This is a genomic window from Paraburkholderia sp. EG286B, assembly GCF_040965655.1.
Classification (GTDB): Bacteria; Pseudomonadota; Gammaproteobacteria; order Burkholderiales; family Burkholderiaceae; genus Paraburkholderia.
The window spans coordinates 1-17,278 of sequence record NZ_JBFRCF010000032.1 but is presented as its reverse complement, the minus strand read 5'-3'; the positions used below and the strand labels follow the sequence as shown (position 1 = coordinate 17,278).

Annotated in this window: 21 protein-coding genes; 11 read left to right on the top strand and 10 right to left on the bottom strand. The window is 64.3% G+C overall.

Annotated features, from left to right (window positions below):
* The first annotated feature begins 17 nt into the window (after positions 1-17).
* The 3 genes from AB4Y42_RS38485 to AB4Y42_RS38475 are packed head-to-tail and all read left to right on the top strand — an operon-like array spanning position 18 to position 1,579.
* On the top strand, positions 18-545 hold the full coding sequence (locus AB4Y42_RS38485) for a type II secretion system protein (protein WP_368692458.1): 528 nt from the start codon (positions 18-20) through the stop codon (positions 543-545).
* A 9-nt stretch (positions 546-554) separates the two neighbouring features.
* Positions 555-944, top strand: a complete 390-nt coding sequence (locus tag AB4Y42_RS38480) for a type II secretion system protein (RefSeq protein WP_342924710.1) — start codon at positions 555-557, stop codon at positions 942-944.
* Positions 941-1,579 (top strand): type II secretion system protein, encoded by a 639-nt coding sequence (locus AB4Y42_RS38475; RefSeq protein ID WP_368697185.1) that lies wholly within the window; start codon positions 941-943, stop codon positions 1,577-1,579. The genes AB4Y42_RS38480 and AB4Y42_RS38475 overlap by 4 nt, the downstream gene beginning before the upstream one ends.
* Positions 1,580-1,624: 45 nt before the next feature.
* On the opposite strand, the gene AB4Y42_RS38470 is transcribed toward AB4Y42_RS38475, so the two are convergent.
* Positions 1,625-2,467: an alpha/beta fold hydrolase gene (locus AB4Y42_RS38470; protein ID WP_368697184.1), complete on the bottom strand. Its 843-nt coding sequence runs from the start codon at positions 2,465-2,467 to the stop codon at positions 1,625-1,627.
* 139 nt (positions 2,468-2,606) lie between these two features.
* On the opposite strand from AB4Y42_RS38470, the gene AB4Y42_RS38465 reads away from it, so the two are divergent.
* Entirely contained in the window at positions 2,607-2,978 is a 372-nt protein-coding gene (locus AB4Y42_RS38465; protein WP_368692445.1) for a winged helix-turn-helix transcriptional regulator, read from the top strand.
* Between the two features lie 19 nt (positions 2,979-2,997).
* On the opposite strand, the gene AB4Y42_RS38460 is transcribed toward AB4Y42_RS38465, so the two are convergent.
* Positions 2,998-3,864 (bottom strand): LysR family transcriptional regulator, encoded by an 867-nt coding sequence (locus tag AB4Y42_RS38460; protein WP_368697183.1) that lies wholly within the window; start codon positions 3,862-3,864, stop codon positions 2,998-3,000.
* A gap of 116 nt (positions 3,865-3,980) precedes the next feature.
* Here AB4Y42_RS38460 and AB4Y42_RS38455 point away from each other — a divergent pair, with 116 nt between their 5' ends.
* A complete protein-coding gene (locus AB4Y42_RS38455; protein ID WP_368697182.1) occupies positions 3,981-4,592 on the top strand; it encodes an NIPSNAP family protein in 612 nt (203 codons plus the stop codon).
* A 51-nt stretch (positions 4,593-4,643) separates the two neighbouring features.
* Here AB4Y42_RS38455 and AB4Y42_RS38450 read toward each other — a convergent pair whose 3' ends face one another.
* The 3 genes from AB4Y42_RS38450 to AB4Y42_RS38440 all read right to left on the bottom strand — a co-directional run bounded on the left by AB4Y42_RS38450 (position 4,644) and on the right by AB4Y42_RS38440 (position 7,459).
* Positions 4,644-5,921, bottom strand: coding sequence for an SUMF1/EgtB/PvdO family nonheme iron enzyme (locus tag AB4Y42_RS38450; RefSeq protein WP_368697181.1), 1,278 nt, complete (start codon positions 5,919-5,921; stop codon positions 4,644-4,646).
* 135 nt (positions 5,922-6,056) lie between these two features.
* The gene (locus AB4Y42_RS38445) at positions 6,057-6,815 is read right to left on the bottom strand and encodes a helix-turn-helix domain-containing protein (RefSeq protein WP_368692449.1); all 759 of its coding nucleotides are present in this window, start codon (positions 6,813-6,815) and stop codon (positions 6,057-6,059) included.
* A gap of 182 nt (positions 6,816-6,997) precedes the next feature.
* The gene (locus tag AB4Y42_RS38440) at positions 6,998-7,459 is read right to left on the bottom strand and encodes a universal stress protein (RefSeq protein ID WP_368692450.1); all 462 of its coding nucleotides are present in this window, start codon (positions 7,457-7,459) and stop codon (positions 6,998-7,000) included.
* Positions 7,460-7,786: 327 nt separating this feature from the next.
* On the opposite strand from AB4Y42_RS38440, the gene AB4Y42_RS38435 reads away from it, so the two are divergent.
* Positions 7,787-9,349: an MFS transporter gene (locus AB4Y42_RS38435; RefSeq protein WP_368697212.1), complete on the top strand. Its 1,563-nt coding sequence runs from the start codon at positions 7,787-7,789 to the stop codon at positions 9,347-9,349.
* Positions 9,350-9,487: 138 nt separating this feature from the next.
* Here AB4Y42_RS38435 and AB4Y42_RS38430 read toward each other — a convergent pair whose 3' ends face one another.
* Positions 9,488-10,078 carry an acyl-homoserine-lactone synthase gene (locus AB4Y42_RS38430; protein ID WP_133184734.1) on the bottom strand — a complete coding sequence of 197 codons (591 nt, stop codon included), beginning with the start codon at positions 10,076-10,078 and terminating at the stop codon, positions 9,488-9,490.
* A 210-nt stretch (positions 10,079-10,288) separates the two neighbouring features.
* Here AB4Y42_RS38430 and AB4Y42_RS38425 point away from each other — a divergent pair, with 210 nt between their 5' ends.
* Positions 10,289-10,561, top strand: a complete 273-nt coding sequence (locus AB4Y42_RS38425; protein ID WP_233885339.1) for a helix-turn-helix transcriptional regulator — start codon at positions 10,289-10,291, stop codon at positions 10,559-10,561.
* Here AB4Y42_RS38425 and AB4Y42_RS38420 read toward each other — a convergent pair.
* Both AB4Y42_RS38420 and AB4Y42_RS38415 read right to left on the bottom strand, forming a co-directional pair.
* Entirely contained in the window at positions 10,545-11,249 is a 705-nt protein-coding gene (locus AB4Y42_RS38420; RefSeq protein ID WP_028206371.1) for a LuxR family transcriptional regulator, read from the bottom strand. The two genes, AB4Y42_RS38425 and AB4Y42_RS38420, sit on opposite strands and share 17 nt — an antisense overlap.
* A 464-nt stretch (positions 11,250-11,713) precedes the next feature.
* Positions 11,714-12,154 (bottom strand): DUF3005 domain-containing protein, encoded by a 441-nt coding sequence (locus tag AB4Y42_RS38415; RefSeq protein ID WP_342924729.1) that lies wholly within the window; start codon positions 12,152-12,154, stop codon positions 11,714-11,716.
* A 325-nt stretch (positions 12,155-12,479) separates the two neighbouring features.
* On the opposite strand from AB4Y42_RS38415, the gene AB4Y42_RS38410 reads away from it, so the two are divergent.
* Together AB4Y42_RS38410 and epsC are read left to right on the top strand one after the other, a co-directional pair.
* Positions 12,480-12,713 carry a hypothetical protein gene (locus AB4Y42_RS38410; protein WP_028206369.1) on the top strand — a complete coding sequence of 78 codons (234 nt, stop codon included), beginning with the start codon at positions 12,480-12,482 and terminating at the stop codon, positions 12,711-12,713.
* Between the two features lie 125 nt (positions 12,714-12,838).
* Positions 12,839-13,768, top strand: coding sequence for a serine O-acetyltransferase EpsC (gene epsC, locus AB4Y42_RS38405; RefSeq protein ID WP_368692451.1), 930 nt, complete (start codon positions 12,839-12,841; stop codon positions 13,766-13,768).
* Positions 13,769-13,815: 47 nt separating this feature from the next.
* Here epsC and folE read toward each other — a convergent pair whose 3' ends face one another.
* Together folE and AB4Y42_RS38395 are read right to left on the bottom strand one after the other, a co-directional pair.
* Positions 13,816-14,508: a GTP cyclohydrolase I FolE gene (folE, locus tag AB4Y42_RS38400; RefSeq protein ID WP_368692452.1), complete on the bottom strand. Its 693-nt coding sequence runs from the start codon at positions 14,506-14,508 to the stop codon at positions 13,816-13,818.
* 90 nt (positions 14,509-14,598) lie between these two features.
* Positions 14,599-15,522 (bottom strand): LysR family transcriptional regulator, encoded by a 924-nt coding sequence (locus tag AB4Y42_RS38395; protein ID WP_368697180.1) that lies wholly within the window; start codon positions 15,520-15,522, stop codon positions 14,599-14,601.
* Positions 15,523-15,834: 312 nt separating this feature from the next.
* Here AB4Y42_RS38395 and AB4Y42_RS38390 point away from each other — a divergent pair, with 312 nt between their 5' ends.
* Entirely contained in the window at positions 15,835-16,542 is a 708-nt protein-coding gene (locus AB4Y42_RS38390; RefSeq protein WP_368697179.1) for a 3-oxoacid CoA-transferase subunit A, read from the top strand.
* Positions 16,543-16,559: 17 nt separating this feature from the next.
* Positions 16,560-17,219, top strand: a complete 660-nt coding sequence (locus tag AB4Y42_RS38385; RefSeq protein ID WP_042260188.1) for a 3-oxoacid CoA-transferase subunit B — start codon at positions 16,560-16,562, stop codon at positions 17,217-17,219.
* The last annotated feature ends 59 nt before the right edge of the window (positions 17,220-17,278 follow it).

The following is a 17,278-nucleotide window of genomic DNA, read 5'->3' as shown; positions in this document are numbered from 1 at the left end:
CTACCGGAACGAGCACGATGCGTTTGCGCGCCGCACGTCATCTCGATCAGCGTGGATTTACGCTGATCGAGATGGTGATCACGCTCGCGCTCGTCGGCATTCTCGCGCTTGCCATCATGCCGTTTTCGGAACTGATGGTGCAGCGCCAAAAGGAACTGCAGCTGAGCGACGCATTGCGCGAGATCCGTACCGCGCTCGACGCCTACAAGGAGGCGAGCGATACCGGTCTCATCGACAAGGATGCCGAAGCGTCCGGCTATCCGCCGACGTTGAGCGTGCTCGTGACGGGCGTGAAGAACGCGAGAGACCCGAAAGGCGGACTGCTGATGTTCCTGCGTCACGTGCCGCGCGATCCTTTCTTTAGCGGCGACCCGGACACGCTCGCCGAGGATACGTGGAGCGTGCGGTCGTATGGCGAGCCGCCGGATCCGGCGGCGGGTGGCGACCCGGGCATGAGCAGCGAACAGGCTGGCAAGGACGTATTCGACGTGTCGTCGAAATCCGATCGCGTCGGCATTAACGGCATCCCGTACAAACAATGGTGACGATGCATCATGAAACCCGCTCGCACGCACAAGGCCCGCGGCTTCACGCTGATCGAACTCGTCGTCGTGATGGCCATCATCGGCCTGCTTCTGACCATCGCGGTGCCGCGCTACATGCACAGCATCGAACGCGGCAAGGAGCAGGTCAGGCAGCAGAATGTCGCCGTGATGCGCAATGCGATCGATCAGTACTACGGAGACAACGGTCAGTATCCTGAGACGCTCGACGAACTGGTGGCGAAGCATTACTTGCGCGCCGTCCCGGTCGATCCGGTCAATGGCGACGACAAATGGGCGGTGATCGCTTCGCCGGACGAAAACAAGCCGGGCGTCTACGACGTGGCGCCGGCGAGTGCGCCTCAGGGAGCACCGCCGCGCGCGGATGGGAGCCCCAAATGAGCCGCGCGGCCGGCACGCCGCGCGTCGCCTCGCGCGCGAAAGCGCGGGCGCGGCGACGCTCGCGGCCGCGTGCCGCGCGTGCGGGTGGGCTCGTGCTGCTGACGCTCCTGATTGCGCTGATGCTGATGTCGATTGCGTTGGCGGGGGCGCTCGACGTGTGGTCGCTGCAACGCCGCCGCGAGCAGGAGAAGCAACTGCTGTTCGCCGGCAACCAGTACCGGCTCGCGATCCTGCGGTACTACCGCGTCGGCCGGGCTTATCCGGCATCGGTCGATGAACTGCTCGACGACAGACGGTTTCCCAAGCCCTTGCATCATCTGCGTTTTGCCTATCCGGATCCGGTCACGGGCAAGAACGACTGGGTGCCGATGCTGCAGGGCGATCGCTTCTACGGCGTCTTCAGCCCGTCAGAGGAGGCCACGATCAAGCGCGCGGGATTTCCGCGGCAATACGAGGATTTCGAGGGCGCGGAGACCTATGACGGGTGGAAGTTCCTGTTTCTGGCCCCGGGCCTGCGAACCACACAGAGCAATGCTGGCGGCCTCGCCGCGCCCAGCAAATCGACCAGCTTTCCTGCGCTGTCTGGCTTCGATGGCGGCTTCCTGCCGGGGCAGCGGGTGCCCGGGTCACGGTAGCCGCCCTCGACACTTGAAGGCTTTACCTTTGCAAATGATGATCGGTTAAAGCGAATCGATCCATGAAGCCACGGCGGCGTTCACGTCGTCCGGGCGGTCCTGCATGATCCAGTGACCCGCGTCGGACCAGGCTTGCACTCTCGATTTTGGGTGGGAGAACCACGCCTGCATGCTATCGGCCTGGACTGGGTCGACACACAGGTGATAGAAGGGGACGGGCAAGCCAGCGCAGAATCTCGCGCTCGCGTCCCCGATGCCGATCTGATCGTCGCCGAAGAACAAAGGGGCGAAGGACTCGCGAATGACGTGTAGCGGCATGGCTTGCAGCCGGCTCGCGTGCCGACGCTTGTGAGCCGGATCGGTCGCGGGCCCGTAGACGCGCTCGAACAACGCGGCGACGACGGCGCGAGGATCGCCGGCGTTCAGTTCATGCGCCGTTTTCTCGAAGACTTCAGCGGCATCGCCCGAAAATCCGAGTGCGCCGTCAACGGAGACGACGGCGCTGACCAGATCGGGCCGGCGTGCCGCGAGACGCGCTGCGATCTGGCCGCCCATCGAATGTCCCACGACGATGAAGCGCTCGTTCGGGTAGCGCGTCGCAATCAGCGTCTCGATGTCGGTAACATAGTCGTTCGGCGAATAAGCGCCGGACGGCGGAACCTCGGACGCGCCGTGCCCGCGCAGGTCGACGGCGACGACGTGATACCTGCTCGCGAAGAAGGGCAATTGCCCGCTCCAATCCTGGGAGTCGCAGGTCCAGCCGTGCAAAAACATCACGTTCGTTCCTGTGCCGCGGTCTGTGAAAGAGAGTCGTGCCGTGGATGCGTTCGTTGGGATGGCGAAATCGGCTGCGTCGAGTAATGCCGAGCTGCTCGGGCCTGCTTCCATTCTCTATTCTCCGTGGTGATCGAGCAGCGCCATTCAGGCTCCGGACTCGAACCAATCTGCGTGATACTCATGGTATACGTTGGAGATCTACGGTCAATTACGCACCGCGAAGTGCGTAGATATACAGGAGGATATCTGCATGGCTTGCGAGGTTGACGCGGTATTCTTTGCGGACTGTGCCGCGCGTTCGTTTTTCGATCAGGTGGCCAACAAGTGGTCGGTGATGATCCTGACGCTGCTCACGGAGAGGCCGACACGGTTCAATGAAATCAAGCGGCGCCTGGAGGGCGTCACGCACAAGGCGCTCACGCAGGCACTGCGGCGTCTCGAACGCAATGGTCTGATTGCGCGCGAAGTGATCAATGCTTCGCCGGTGGCGGTCGAATATTCGATTACCGAATTGGGGCGCACGCTGCAAGTGCCGTTTGGTGCCGTCTATGACTGGTCGATCAAGCATCTGGACGAGATTGAGCACGCCCGGGATGCCTATGATCAACGGGAAGGTCAGTGAAGTCGATTCAACAGGATGCCTAAGAATCCGCGAAATGCGGTTCGCGCCCGACACATTCCACCAGAAACCCCATCACGGCCTTGACGGCCGGCGTGCGACGGAGGTCGGGATAGGTCACGAGCCAAAGTGGCGTTGCCGGCGGCGCCGCTCCGCCGCCGACCCTGACCAGTGCCGTGTCGCCATCGCCGATCATCGTCGGCAGGAGCGCGACGCCCACACCGTTGCGAGCCGCCGCCTGCTGGCCGATCACATCGCCTGTTTCGAATACGATGGGGCGCCCGTCGAGATAGGCGCGCAGCCAGCGCTGATGACTCACATGGTCCAGTGACGCGTCATAGGCGATGAACTCCCATTGCCCTGCGGGGCGCGAGGCGTAGTCATGGCTGGCATACAAGCCGAAGCGGATCGCTCCGATCCGCCGTGTGACCAGACTGGCCTCCCTGGGTTCGACCATGCGGATGGCAATGTCGGCGACGCCGCGATCCAGTGGTGCGATGCCGGCGGCGCCTTCCATGACGATCTTCACCGTTGGGTTGGCTTCGCGAAACGCGCGCATGTGCTGCGCGATGCAATGGCTGCCGAGAGTCGGCGGCACGCTGATGCGCACCGTCCCGGACAACGAGGCGGAAGCGCGCAATGCGTAGGCCTCGATCGCCAGCGCGCCTTCGGCCATCGGTGCGGCCAGCGCGGCGATCGCCTTGCCGTCCTCGGTCAGGCGAACGCTGCGAGGCAGGCGATAAACGAGCTTCAACCCGAGTGCCGTCTCCAGTGACGCGACTCGCCGCCCGATGGTCGCGTGTTCGACCGACAGCGCGCCCGCGGCGCCGGAGAGCGTCCCCACGCGCGCGAGCACGACAAAGTAGCGTAGATCCTGCCAGTCGAACATGGCGATTCCCAGACAGAGTGTGTGAGAAAAGAGGGAATTCTCTTCTGAATGGGCCCAGTTTAAGCTCGTTGGTCAAGGACGTCAGAAGGGGCGTTCATGGACTCAGGAGATTCGCTATGCATTACGAACTAACTACGCTGTCGTCCCACATTCTGAAGCTTCCCCAGGTGATCGAAAATGCGCAGGCGTGGCTCGATCGTCCGGTGGCCACGGGCCGCAGGCTCGGGATCTGGACCTCGGAAAACGGCCGGCTCGGAAGTGTGCGCGTGCTGCGCGGCTTCGCCGATGCGGAAGAACTGGCGGAGGAACGATACCGCGAGTTGCACCATCCCGATCCGTTCGGGGCCGCCAGCAGCGCCTGTACTTTCGAGAGCGAGAGCTACGCCGGTTTTCCGTTTCTCCCGGCCGTCGAGCCGGGAGTGTTCGGCAAGTACTACGAGTTCCGCACCTACTGGCTGAAGCCAGGCGGACTGACGCCGACCCTCGAGGCATGGGAGGCGGCAATGCCCGAGCGTTCAAAACGGTCGCCGCTGACGCTCAACATGTATGCGCTCGATGGCGCGCCGCGCATCACGCACATCTGGCCTTGGAACAGCCTCGACGAGCGCATCGCGATTCGCGCTAAATCGTATGCCGACGGCATCTGGCCGCCGAAGGGCGGACCGGAGCAATTCCACGAAGCGACTTCCACGATCTGGATTCCGACCGTCGACTCGCCGCTTCGTTGACTTCGTCCGGTAGCTTGCCGATCGCGCACTGCCGCGTGTTCGGTTTGCGAGTCAATTGCGCACGCAGCGAAATCCCGCATAAACATACTGATAACGCGGCTGAAACCAGTTGCGGAACGTCGGCCGCAGCATGCATTGGGCCGTGCGCGGCGAGCCGCCTTTCATTGCGTAGTGCTGACCGTCGAAGAAGTTGGCCGAATACCCTTCATAGAACGGGAACGCCTTGAAGCCCGGCAGCGGGCCAAAGAGCGTGGAGGTCCATTCCCAGCCATTGCCGTACAGGCCTTCCACGCCCCACGTGCTGGCGCTGTCCGGCGTGGCGTCGACGGCCACGGGGTTCCAGTCGCGGAAATCGAAGTTGTCGCTGCGGCCGGGCAGCGCGCCGTGCGCCGCGCGCTGCCACTGCGCCTCGCTCGGCAGCGCCATGCCGCGCCAGCGCGCAAAGGCGCTGGCCTCGGCGTGGCTCACGTACACGGGCCACGCAAGCGGCAATGCGATGTCTTCGAACATCGTGCGCAGCGTCCAGCCTTCGGGGCCGCGCGACCAGAACACGGGGTGCGCCACGCGTGCGCTTTCCTTCCAGGCCCAGTCTGCGTCGTTCCAGAGTTCGCGCCTGTCGTAGCCGCCGTCCTCGATGAATTCGAGAAACGCGCCGTTCGTGACCATGTAGCGGTCGATCTCGAAGGCCGGCACGTCGACCTGCTGCTCGCCGAACTCGTTGTCCCAGCCGAACAGGCCACGCTCGGCGGTCATGCCGAGTTCCGTGCGGCCCGCGGGCACCTGCACCGTTCCGGCCTTGACCGTACGGAGCGGGTCGGCGCGCGCGCCCGCAGCGGCGGGCGCCTGCTTTTGCTCGAACGGCAGCTGGTGGAGCATGTAGGCGAGCGTTTCGACGTGCATGAGCCGATGTTCGATCGCGACGTTCAGCAACTGCCCCGGCGTGTCGTGATTCGAGGCGCCGGGCGGCAGGTCGAGCGTGGAGAGCTGCGCGTCGATGCGGCTGCGTGCGTCGCGTCCGTAGGCCAGGACTTCGGCGAGGTCGGGCCAGTCGGCGCGCACGTCGGTCGGCAGGCCGCCATCGACAGGATCGATGCCGAACGCGAACAGCTGGTCGAGGCGCGCATCGGCGGAGGGCAGGTCGAACAGGCGCTTGTCGAAGAGGTTACGGTCAAATGCTTCCAGATGACCGATATAGAACACGATGCGGTGGCGCTCGCGAATGGGCCGCTCGTACAGAAACTCGGGTTTGACGACGTTGAAGAGCGCGTCGCTGGCGCCGCGCGCCGCTTCGAGGCGGGCCGCGAGCGTGGGGGATTGCGGGAGATGCATTTCGGCCATTCTCCTTGCGTGGGCGTAGTACGAAACTTTAACCCTGCGCAGGAGTTGTGCCAACGGCGTTGCCGCGCCAGCGAGGTGCGGCGCCGGCACCCCTGGGCAGGCCGCCCGCCCGGGGTTTGGCGCGAATTACAGATGCCGCAGACCTTCGATATCGATGATACGGATCAGCTTGCCCTGAGCGTCGATCAGGCCGCGCTTTTGAAATCTCGACAGGGTGCGGCTCACCGTTTCGAGCGTCATGCCGAGATAGCTGCCCATGTCCTCGCGCGTCATGCGCAGGTTGAACTCCGCATGCGAATAGCCGCGCTGGCCGTTGCGTTCGGAAACGTCGAGCAGGAACGCGGCGACGCGTTCGTCGGCGGAGAGCGAGCCGAGCACCATCATTTGCGACGATTCGCGGATCAGCTGCTCGCTCATGAGGCGGTGCAGCCGGTCCTGCATGGCGCCGGTTTCGCGGCACAAATGCTTGAGGGCCGAGTAGGGGATGAGGCAGACCGAGCTGTCTTCGAGCGCCACGGCGCTGCAGGTGTGGAAGCCGGTGCTGATGCCGTCGAGGCCGAGCGGGTCGCCGGCCAGACGCAGGCCGGTGACCTGCTCGCGGCCGTCGCGGTGCGCCATGACCGTCTTGAGCGAGCCGGAGCGCGCGACGTAGAGGTTGTCGAATGTGTCGCCGGCGCGATACAGGGCTTCGCCGCGCCGCACACTGCGCGCGGAGCAGATCAAGGCTTCGAGCTTGGGCAGGTCGTCGAGCGTGAGGCCCTGGGGCATGCACAGATGCCGCATGGCGCACACCGAACAGCGCGTGGACGTGCGCGGCGCCGTCGTCAGGGGCGTGCGATTGCTGCGGCGCACGGTGGTTTGAGACGTGACGGTATGGTTCAGCATGGACAATGCTCCTTTGATTTCTGTCCAGGCATTGTCTACCGGGGTCGAATCTCAGATTAGTGGCAAAGCGACGCGCATTTAAGATGAATCGTTTTGAGGCTTGTCACAAGCCGCTCACGCGGCGTCTGACGGCGCGCAAGCGACTTTCCAATAACGCGCAAAACAGCCTGCCCCCAGTGCGACTACTGCCCGGCATTTCCGGCGGCCGACGGGATCAGGAGGACGGGCAGCGTGGACTGCCGCACGCACCGTTCGGCAACGCTGCCGAGGATGAGGCGCTGGAAGCCCCGGCGGCCGTGCGTGCCCATCACGATCAGGTCGGCGCCCGCGGTCTTCGCGGCGTTGAGCACGAGCGTCGGCACGTCGTCGAGCGAGGAGGCTTCGCCCGTGACCATGGCGCCTTGCACGCCACGCTCGCCCATCGCCTTGTCCATTTCTTCCGCGAGTTCGTTGCCCTGCGCGATCATCTGGTTGCGCAGGATCGACGGGTCGTAGCCGGGCGCGTCGAAATACATGGGCGTGTTCTCGATCACGTAATACGGCTGCAGCGTCGCGCCCGTTGCCTTGGCCAGGTCGAGCGCGGCTTCGAAGGCGCGGCGCGAGGTGGCGCTGCCGTCGACGGCGACAAGGATGCGTGTGTACATAAGACCTCCTCTTTGCGTGGGATCGAGAATCGCGCGGCCCCGGGCGATGCTGCGACGAGGCGGGCGCGGCGTGTCGTGACTGGCGAGAAGCTTAATGGATCGCAGGTCAACGCGCAGCCGGACTGTATGAAATGTGGAAGGTGCAGGAAGGAAGATCAAGTGGGTTGCGTCGGAATACCACAGCGCCGCCTGGTTTCGTTTGCTATGTCGTTATGTTGCACGCGCACCGGCATACCGCTATCGTTGCCTCTTTTTCGCTCCGCGCAGTCTTCCCCTCCCGTGAAACCTTCCTCCGCTCACCTGCCGTTTCGCGACGCGCTGCTGGCCATGCTCGGCATCGGCCTCGTCAACATGCTCGTCGCACTCGATCAAACCGTCGTCAGCACCGCTTTGCCCTCGATCGTCGCCGAACTGCACGGTTTCGAGTTCTACGCGTGGATCGCGAGCGCCTACCTGCTGGCCTCGGTCGTGACGGTGCCCGTGTTCGGCCGGCTCGGCGACTACTTTGGCCGCAAGCGCTTCGTGATCGCCGCGGTGATCGTGTTCACGGTGGCCTCGGTGCTGTGTGGCCTTGCGACCGACATGCGTTTTCTGGCGGCGGCGCGCGCGCTGCAGGGCGTTGGCGGCGGGATGATGGTGGGCACGGCGTTCGCCTCGATTCCCGATCTCTTCCCCGACCCGCGCGCGCGGGTGCGCTGGCAGGTCGTCATGGCGGCCGCCTACGGCATCGGCACGGCGGCGGGGCCTTCGCTGGGCGGCTGGCTCAGCGAGCACTTTGGCTGGCGCTCGACCTTTCTCGTCAATCTGCCGGTGGGCGCGCTTGCACTTTATTTCATCTGGGCGCATCTGCCGCGCTACCAGCCGGCGCGTACCGGCGAGGTGCGCATCGACTGGACGGGCGCCGCGCTCGTCGCACTGGTGCTGGGCGGCTTCCAGACCCTGATCGAGGCGGTGCCCAAAAGCGGCCTGACGGCCGGCAACGGCGTGCTCGCGCTGGCGGTACTCGCCGGCGCGGCGGCGCTGCTGGCCTGCGAGCGCCGCGCGACGCACCCGATCATCCCGCTCGACCTGTTTCGCGACCCGCAGCTCGTCACGTTGTTCACGCTCTCGACGCTTTCGGGCTTCGTGATGTTCTCGCTGATCTTTTTCGCGCCGCTCCTGCTGCAGGGCGGTTTCGGGCTGTCGCCCCAGGAGGCGGGCCTGCTCGCCACGCCGATCGCCGCCTGTATCGCGCTAGGCAGCCTGATCAACACGCGCATCGTGATCCGGCTGCGCAAGCCCACGACGATTCTCACCGTCGGCTTCAGCCTGCTGGTCGCGGCTTCCGCCGGTCTTGCCTTCGCATCCCGGCACACGGCTCACCTCTGGCTCGAGCTGGCGATGTCGGCGGTCGGTATCGGGCTCGGCTTCATCCTGAACAACCTGAATATCTTCGGCCAGGAGATTGCCGGGCGGGAGCGTTTCGGCATCACGACCGCCTTGCTGCAATCCACGCGCATGGTGGGCGGCATGCTCGGCACCAGCGTCGTGGCGACCATCGTCAACCATCGCTATGCGGCCGGAGTGGGGGACGCGCTGGCGGTGATCGGCGCGCCGCTGCAACAGCGCTGGCAACCCCAGCTCGCCGATCCGCGCGTGCTGATCGACCCGTCGCTGCGCGAGGGTCTCGTTGCGCAGATGAAGGCGGCGAGCCTCGACGGCGCGGCGCTGATCGATGCGGTGCGCCACGTACTGGTCGACGCGATCCATCTGGGGATCGGCCTGACGGGCTGCGCGGCGCTCGTGGCGGCCCTGTGCGTGGGGAGGATTTCCCACATCCGCTTTAGCCGCAGCGCCTCGGCGGCGCCGAAAAGTGCGGAAGTGCGCGCCGACGAGGTCAAGGCCGATTAGGGGCGACCGCGTTCGGGTGTAGGCAGTCTGCGCAGGTTTTCGGGTTAGATTTGTCTGACAAAAACAACACATGCCTGGCTGAGCGAGCACGGCCGCGGCGCCCAGCCAGCGCGTATCTGTCCCTGCGCGGCGTCGCCCTCAGGCGGCGTGGGCCATCGCCCCGAACAGCGCGTGGTGCGTTTGCTGGCTCATCGCGATTTCCAGCGCGACGGCATTTTCCACGCCAATGCGCATCGGCGCGCCGAGCCGCGTCAGCTCGATGCCCGTGCGGCGCAGCAGGCGCTCCATTGGCGTCGTGGTCACCGTCACATAGCTGTTGATGCCCGCCCGGTCGGCGAACGAGACGACCGCGCGCATCGCGCTCATGGTCACATCGGCGAAGCCGAATGCCTGGTCGTTGCCCGACTCGATGGCGAAGCGGCTCAGTTCCCAGATGTTGCGGGACGTAGGCGCAGCCTTGCCCTGCAGCAGTTGCGGGAAGGTGTCGCGCAGCATGTTGGGGCCTTCGGTGGGCATCAGGCGCCAGCAGCCGCGCACGTGGCCCGCGCCGTCCTGAATCAGCATGTAATGGGGCCCGAGCGCGTCGTAGCCGTCGATTTCCATCCCCGCAATGGTGGGAATGTCCCAGCCCAGGCGGTCGCGGAACACGCGCGCGCGCAGCCGGTACATCTCGTTGATGTCCTCGTTGTCGAAGTCCTGTCTCAGTCCGATCCGTATCGCAGCTTGCATGACAACTCTCCCGATTTGTGTGGAGGCGCGGCAGTACGGTTCGAAAGCTATGCGTTATGAATATAAAAAAACACCTATCTAGATAGGTAGGTGCGCAGATGGGGCCTCTTAAGGAGAATCACTTCCGCGGCAGTCACTCATCAGGCATATCTGACAGCGAGAGTCATCATGGAACTTATGGGCAATCAATGGCACTCGGGTGCGAATACCATGTCGTCCCCCGGGGATCTGTCCTCGGTCGTCGACCGCGTCCTGATCATTGCGTATCGGAAGAAGAAGAAAGAAAGCCAGCGCCGCTTCTGGGCGCGTTTCGGCGTGACGCAGTCGCGCGGCAGCCGGTTCGAGTCGGGCGCGGAGATTCCGCCGCCGGTGTCGATTCTGCTCGGGCTGTATTTCAACAAGACAATTTCGGACGGCGACCTTGGCCGTGCCGAGCGCGTGTTGCGCGGCGAAGCACCGATGGTGCTTAGCCCGGGTCAATAAGACCCATCTGGGTCGCAATCACGGCTGCCGCTCGCCGTGAGTTCACGCCGAACTTCCCGCGAATGTTCTTCATGTGGAAGTTCACGACGGCCTCAGAACAATTCAGGATGTGAGAAATTTCCCAGGTGGACTTGCCTAGCGCAGTCCACTTGAGGCATTCCTTTTCCCGAGGCGTGAGCTTGGGTATCAGCGACTGAACGTGGTCGTTCAGGTGCCGCTGGCTCGTGTCCAGCACGAGATCGCGCAGCAGGACGAGATTCGGCAACGCGCGGTTCACGTCGTCCCAGAACTTGTCCGTGGGATTCGCGTCGTTGACGAAGCAGAGCATGCCGATTTCCTGGCGCGGGCCATGGATCGGCAGGGTGATGCCTGCGCGCAGGCCGTACGAGCGGGCCTCCTCATACATCGATTGTTGCTGCTCGGTCGCGAACAACTCCGGCGACCAGATGAGCGGCGCCGAACGCGTGGTGCAATGCGACACGGTCGGGTCGAAGTAGGCCATGCCGTGGTCGTTGTACGTCTGCCGCCAGGCGGCCGAGTAGTTCGTGCGGATGAACGCATCCTCGAGCCTCATGCCCGGGCGCGGCAAGATAGCCAGCATGAGCTGGCTGAATCCCCACGAGCTGGCGAGCTTCGCCACCGCGTCGAACCACGCTGCCTCTTCGGGCGCGTCGAGCACGGGCGACATCTGCTCAATAAAATGTAGAGGCACGTTCAACACTCTCCATCAGCGCTGGGCGAGATCGCGGGGCAAGCCCTCAGACACTCGCTCCTCGCTTCTTATGATGTAAGAATTTATCACTAAATTCCTATCTGATCCCCCCTCGTCTGCAATCCTCCCGCTTTGCTGGGGTCATTTCTGTCAGATTTCGGTGACATCGGAGAGAATTCTGCGTCTCCTGAACAAGCGCGCCTGCACGAAAAAAGTGCATTGCGCCGGAGCCGAAATAAAGCCAGACGGCATTTCGAAAGCGGCAAAAGCGTGCAACTCGCCGGGATAATGCTGGCGATTTATCGGCTTTCATTAATTTTCAGGCTTTTCATTTCGAGTTTTAACTGCACTCGACTGGATACTGTCCGTATCCGCCATTGCTGCGATATCGCCTGGATAATCGCAAACGATTCGCCGCATGGTGAGCGGCGAACCGTTGTTCAGGGCTTGCGCTGCAACTCGATCACGCGTGTCGGTCGCAGGTGGTTGACCGCGAAGTGCAGGCGCCCCGGGCTGCGGCGCACGCCTGCTTCGCGCGCGGCGTTGCGCTGCCACTCGGCGTCTTCGGGCTCTTCGGGCGCACTCATGCCGAGGTCGACGGCCTCGTAGCCGGACTCCAGCGCGATCGGCAGCCGGTGCACGCCCTTGCGGCTGTCGAAACCCGCCAGGCCGTCATCGGCTTCGGCCACGCTGTTGACGAGCGTCGCGTTGCTGGTCGTCACCTCGTCGGGGCCGATCCAGCCTTCGCCCGCGAGGCGCGCCGCCTCGCGGTTCTTGCCGTCGGTGTCGACCGAACTGTCGTGCGTGCGGTCGTTGTGGAGTTCGGCGCTGCGCGGCCGCGACGGCGACGCGCTCACATCTCCCACCTTCGCTGTTTGCATGTCGTCGGGACGATTCATGATGCTTCCTCCTTGGAAGATCTGGGTGCCTGCGTTCAGCAGGCCATTCCGCAAGCGCTGTTCCGCTGCAGCGCCGCACCCTTGAATCGGGGTGAAAAGCTAGCCGGTTCGCCAGGAGAACGCCTCCAGCGATGTTGCATTTTTTTCGTTGGTTTGGGCTTTTTCCCAGGAGTATGATCCTCTTTCAACGAGTTGGCGCGCTTTCGATTAATGGGCCGGGCGAGGGCTCATGCTGTGGCTTTGCCGCACGATCCTGAATGCACGCGCCAAATAAAATGGACGAGGCAGTCAGGGGCGGGTGACACACATGCACTTCGACGCTGCATTTACGCATCGTGGCTATTTGCTGAATTGCGCACCGGCGCGTGCCGGTGACGGCACGTATCAACCGTATGTGGTGATTTCGCGCTCGAGCGACGGCGAACTCGTTGCCAACCGATTTTTCCCTGCCGAATTGCGCTTTTCCGATGAGGCGGCCGCCATCGCCCATGCGCGCGACTGGGCCGTGCGCTGGATCGACGCGAGCACGGTCACGCTCTGAACGCGCGCGCCCCGCGGGCCTGGCCCGGCTCCGCGGACGCTTCGGCGAACTCCGGCAAAACGCGGTAATCTCTGGGGTCGATACACTCACTCCCGCACGGCCCCTGCGTCCGCTGCCGCATCACCATGTCCAAAGCTGCTTCCCCCGACTGGGGTCTCGAACAGATCGTCGCCGACCTGCGTGCGTCGCGTGAAGAGCGGCACCGCACGCGCCATCCACTCGGTATCCGCGAACTGCCGTCACGCGACGCGGTCGTCAACATCGTGGCCGGCCTGCGCGCCGCGCTCTTTCCCACGCATTACGGCGCGCCCGACCTGACCGACGAGAGCATCGACTACTACGTGGGCCATACGCTCGACAGCACCTTGCGGCTGCTCGCCGAGCAGATTCGCCGCGCGCTGCGCTTCCTGCCGGAAAGCTCGCAGGCGAGCGACGACGAACTGCGCGCGCGCGCATTCGAGGTGGCACGCGAGTTCGGCCGGCAACTGCCCGATATTCGCGCGCTGCTCGTGAGCGACATTCAGGCGGCGTTCACGGGCGACCCGGCCGCGCAGCACATCACCGAGATCCTGCTGTGCTACCCGGGCGTGTGGGCCATGACGCATCATCGGCTCGCGCATGCGCTGCACCGTCTCGGCGTGCCGCTGCTCGCGCGCTTCATCAACGAGATCGCGCATTCGGCAACGGGCATCGACATTCACCCGGGCGCGCAGATCGGTTCGAGCTTCTTCATCGACCACGGCACGGGCGTCGTGATCGGCGAGACGGCGATCATCGGCGAGCGCGTGCGTGTATATCAGGCCGTCACGCTCGGTGCGAAGAGCTTCGCGGCCGACCTCGACGGTACGCTCGTGAAGGGCAATGCGCGCCATCCGATCGTCGAGGACGACGTGGTGATCTACGCCGGCGCGACGATCCTCGGCCGCGTGACGATCGGGCGCGGCTCGGTGATTGGCGGGAACGTGTGGCTCACGCATAGCGTGCCGCCGGGCAGCAGTGTGCGCCAGGGCAAGATTCGCGAGATCGAGCGGGGCGACGAAAGTCCGCTCAAGTGAGGAGGGGAACGGGACACGCCGTCCCGTTCTTTGTCTGTGCGCTCCGATCAAGTATTCGAGACGCTCATCGCGCTCGGATTGCCGACGATCGCGAGAAACTCGCGGCGCGTGGAAGGATCGGTGCGGAACGTGCCGAGCATGCGCGACGTCACCATCGCCACACCGGCCTTGTGCACGCCGCGCGTAGACATGCATTGATGCGCCGCTTCGAGTATCACGCCCACGCCCTTGGGCTGGAGGATTTCATTGAGCGTGTCGGCGATCTGTGCGGTCATCTTCTCCTGGATCTGCAGACGCTTCGCGAACGCGTCGACGAGACGCGCGAGCTTCGAGATGCCCACCACGCGATGCTCGGGCAAATACGCCACGTGCGCGCGCCCGATGATCGGCACCATGTGATGCTCGCAGTAGCTCTCGAAGCGGATGTCCTTCAACACGATCATTTCGTCGTAGCCGTCCACCTCAGAGAAGGTGCGTGACAGGATTTCGCGCGGATCGACCTCATAGCCCGCGAAGAATTCCTCATAGGCGCGCACGACGCGGCCCGGCGTATCGAGCAGCCCTTCGCGAGCGGGATCGTCACCGGCCCAGCGCAACAGCACGCGTACCGCGTCCTCGGCTTCGGCGCGTGACGGGCGCGCGACGGTCGTGCTCGCTGCGCTCTTGCGTTGCTTCGCGGCTTGGGTCGTACCTTGCTTCGCGCTTTGCTTCGATTTCCCGGCCTTTTTTTCTTCGCTCATGCATGGGCTCCTGTCAGGTGGGAGTACGCCGCTTTGGCGTGCACCACGAGCGCCCATTGTTTCATGTTTTGCCGTGCTTGGCGCGAGGGGTCATTTGGGCCATTCGTCCATGGCGTCGTTGAACAGTTCCGCCACGATGCTGCGCAGCCATTCGCCACGCGGCGCATTGTGATACTTGCGATGCCAGTGCTGCTTGAGATCGAAACGCGGCAACTGCAGCGGCGGCTCGACGAGCGTGATCGATGCATGCTCGGACACATAGGCGAAGCCGATGGCATGCGGCACGGTCGCGATGAGATCGGAGCGCGTGAGAATGAACGGCAGGCTCATGAAGTGAGGCGTTTCGAGCACGGCGCGGCGGCGCATGCGCCTTTTCTCCAGATACTGCTCCAGCACTTCCTGGCTGCGTCCCTCGGCGCGCACGACGGCATGGCCCATGGCGAGAAACTGCTCGATCGTCATGGCTTTGCCCGCGAGCGGATGTCCGCTGCGCATCATGCAGATGAAGCGGTGCGTGAAGAGGCGCTGTTGGAAAAAGTTGTTGCCGCCGAGGTCGGGGAAGTAACCGACCGCGAGATCGATGTCGCCCGATTCGAGACCGCGCTCGACCTGGCCAGGCGGCAGCGACACCGAACGCAGGTTCGCGTTGGGCGCGCGTTCGGCGAACACCTGCAGGAGACGCGGTAGAAACACGATCTCGCCGACGTCGGAAAGCGCGATGGAGAACGTATGCGTGCTCGTGGCGGGATCGAAGTCCTGCGCCTGCAGCATGCCTTTCTCGATGCGCACCAGCGCGTCGCGCGCGGCGGGAATCAGGCCGAGCGCGCGCGGCGTGGGCTCCATGCCGCGCGAGGTGCGCACGAAGAGCGGGTCGCCGAAGAACTCGCGCAGCTTGCCGAGCGCAGTGCTCACGCGCGGCTGGCTGACGCCGAGCCGTTCGGCGGCGCGGCTCACGTTGCGCGTCTCCTCCATGGCCACGAGAAAGGGGATGAGATTCAGATCGAGGTCTTGCATGGAGGCGAGGGCGGCGGCGCCGACTATGTCGAATTCGGATAAAGACTAGTCGACGAATCGGAATTCCGGATATTGGGGTATGTGCCCACAGGCGCGCCCGGCCTGAAGGACGGCCCGCGCGTGCGATCCGGCGCGCACCGTCGCCGGCATGAAGTAGATTGCCTGTGTGGGTAGACCCGCCTTGACAAGCGCTTGAATCCACTCCGATAATGCGCTGGACGTTCGCTAAACGAATCAGTGTTCGTATATAGAACTTTTTCGCGATCGAGTGACGTGGACCTTCCGCGATGCGCATCGCTTTCAGGAACAGGCATGATCAACAAGATTTTCGACTCGCTTCAAGCCGCCGTGGCCGATGTGCATGACGGCGCCACGGTGATGATCGGCGGCTTCGGCACGGCCGGTATGCCCGCCGAACTGATCGACGCGCTCATCGAGCAGGGCGCGCGCGACCTCACCATCGTCAACAACAACGCGGGCAACGGCGACATCGGTCTTGCCGCGCTGCTCAACGCGAAGCGTGTGCGCAAGATCATTTGCTCGTTCCCGCGCCAGACCGACTCGTATGTGTTCGACGCGCTCTATCGCGCCGGCGAAATCGAGCTCGAACTCGTGCCGCAAGGCAATCTGGCCGAGCGCATCCGCGCCGCCGGCGCCGGCATTGGCGGCTTCTTCACGCCCACGGGCTACGGCACGAAGCTGGCCGAAGGCAAGGAAACGCGCCTGATCGACGGCCGTCACTATGTGCTCGAAGCGCCGCTGCACGCCGACTTCGCGCTCATCAAGGCGTACAAGGGCGATCGCTGGGGCAACCTCGTCTATCGCAAGACCGCGCGCAACTTCGGCCCGATCATGGCGAGCGCGGCGAAGGTCGCCATCGCGCAGGTTTCGGAGGTCGTCGCACTCGGTCAGCTCGATCCGGAAAACATCGTGACGCCCGGCATTTTCGTGCAACGCGTCGTGGCAGTGCCGCAAGCGGCGCATCAAGCGCACGCCGACCAAAGCGGCCAGGCAGCCTGAAGGAACGGAGAGAGGCAATGAAACGACTGAATCGCGATGAAATGGCCAAGCGCGTGGCCGCGGACATTCCCGAAGGCGCGTATGTGAATCTCGGCATCGGCGTACCCACGCTGGTGGCCAATCACCTCGATCCGAGCAAGGAAATCTTCCTGCACAGCGAGAACGGCCTGCTCGGCATGGGCCCGGCGCCCGCGCCCGGCGAAGAAGACGACGAGCTCATCAACGCGGGCAAGCAGCACGTCACGCTGCTCACCGGCGGCGCCTTCTTCCACCACGCCGACTCGTTCGCGATGATGCGCGGCGGCCACCTCGACTACTGCGTGCTCGGCGCGTTCCAGGTGTCGGTCAATGGCGACCTCGCGAACTGGCACACCGGCGCGCCCGACGCGATTCCGGCCGTGGGCGGCGCGATGGACCTCGCACTCGGCGCCAAGCAGGTGTTCGTGATGATGGAACTGCTCACCAAGCAAGGCGAAAGCAAGCTCGTGAGCGAATGCTCGTACCCGGTGACGGGCGTGGGCTGCGTGGGCCGCATCTATACCGACCTCGCGGCGTTCGACGTCACGCCCGAAGGCCTCGCCGTGCGCGAGATCTATTCGGACATCGATTTCGACGCGCTGCAGAAGCTCGCCGGCGTGCCGCTGATCGACGCGACGCAAAACCGTCGCGCAGCGTAAACTGTCTGTAGACGTGCGCATCGTTCGCATGTGAGTGGCGGGGGGGGGCCACCGAGAAG

What these genes read in the sequence shown, in the direction of transcription:
- AB4Y42_RS38465 (WP_368692445.1), top strand. Translation starts at nt 2,607, where the DNA reads ATGGCTTGCGAGGTTGACGCGGTATTCTTTGCGGACTGTGCCGCGCGT.
- AB4Y42_RS38390 (WP_368697179.1), top strand. Translation starts at nt 15,835, where the DNA reads ATGATCAACAAGATTTTCGACTCGCTTCAAGCCGCCGTGGCCGATGTG.
- AB4Y42_RS38430 (WP_133184734.1), bottom strand. Translation starts at nt 10,078, where the DNA reads ATGCAAGCTGCGATACGGATCGGACTGAGACAGGACTTCGACAACGAG.
- AB4Y42_RS38415 (WP_342924729.1), bottom strand. Translation starts at nt 12,154, where the DNA reads ATGCAAACAGCGAAGGTGGGAGATGTGAGCGCGTCGCCGTCGCGGCCG.
- AB4Y42_RS38455 (WP_368697182.1), top strand. Translation starts at nt 3,981, where the DNA reads ATGCATTACGAACTAACTACGCTGTCGTCCCACATTCTGAAGCTTCCC.
- AB4Y42_RS38435 (WP_368697212.1), top strand. Translation starts at nt 7,787, where the DNA reads ATGCTCGGCATCGGCCTCGTCAACATGCTCGTCGCACTCGATCAAACC.
- AB4Y42_RS38470 (WP_368697184.1), bottom strand. Translation starts at nt 2,467, where the DNA reads ATGGAAGCAGGCCCGAGCAGCTCGGCATTACTCGACGCAGCCGATTTC.
- AB4Y42_RS38450 (WP_368697181.1), bottom strand. Translation starts at nt 5,921, where the DNA reads ATGCATCTCCCGCAATCCCCCACGCTCGCGGCCCGCCTCGAAGCGGCG.
- AB4Y42_RS38395 (WP_368697180.1), bottom strand. Translation starts at nt 15,522, where the DNA reads ATGCAAGACCTCGATCTGAATCTCATCCCCTTTCTCGTGGCCATGGAG.
- AB4Y42_RS38445 (WP_368692449.1), bottom strand. Translation starts at nt 6,815, where the DNA reads ATGCTGAACCATACCGTCACGTCTCAAACCACCGTGCGCCGCAGCAAT.
- AB4Y42_RS38480 (WP_342924710.1), top strand. Translation starts at nt 555, where the DNA reads ATGAAACCCGCTCGCACGCACAAGGCCCGCGGCTTCACGCTGATCGAA.
- AB4Y42_RS38425 (WP_233885339.1), top strand. Translation starts at nt 10,289, where the DNA reads ATGTCGTCCCCCGGGGATCTGTCCTCGGTCGTCGACCGCGTCCTGATC.
- AB4Y42_RS38440 (WP_368692450.1), bottom strand. Translation starts at nt 7,459, where the DNA reads ATGTACACACGCATCCTTGTCGCCGTCGACGGCAGCGCCACCTCGCGC.
- AB4Y42_RS38420 (WP_028206371.1), bottom strand. Translation starts at nt 11,249, where the DNA reads ATGTCGCCCGTGCTCGACGCGCCCGAAGAGGCAGCGTGGTTCGACGCG.
- AB4Y42_RS38385 (WP_042260188.1), top strand. Translation starts at nt 16,560, where the DNA reads ATGAAACGACTGAATCGCGATGAAATGGCCAAGCGCGTGGCCGCGGAC.
- AB4Y42_RS38460 (WP_368697183.1), bottom strand. Translation starts at nt 3,864, where the DNA reads ATGTTCGACTGGCAGGATCTACGCTACTTTGTCGTGCTCGCGCGCGTG.
- AB4Y42_RS38410 (WP_028206369.1), top strand. Translation starts at nt 12,480, where the DNA reads ATGCACTTCGACGCTGCATTTACGCATCGTGGCTATTTGCTGAATTGC.
- AB4Y42_RS38475 (WP_368697185.1), top strand. Translation starts at nt 941, where the DNA reads ATGAGCCGCGCGGCCGGCACGCCGCGCGTCGCCTCGCGCGCGAAAGCG.
- epsC (WP_368692451.1), top strand. Translation starts at nt 12,839, where the DNA reads ATGTCCAAAGCTGCTTCCCCCGACTGGGGTCTCGAACAGATCGTCGCC.
- folE (WP_368692452.1), bottom strand. Translation starts at nt 14,508, where the DNA reads ATGAGCGAAGAAAAAAAGGCCGGGAAATCGAAGCAAAGCGCGAAGCAA.
- AB4Y42_RS38485 (WP_368692458.1), top strand. Translation starts at nt 18, where the DNA reads ATGCGTTTGCGCGCCGCACGTCATCTCGATCAGCGTGGATTTACGCTG.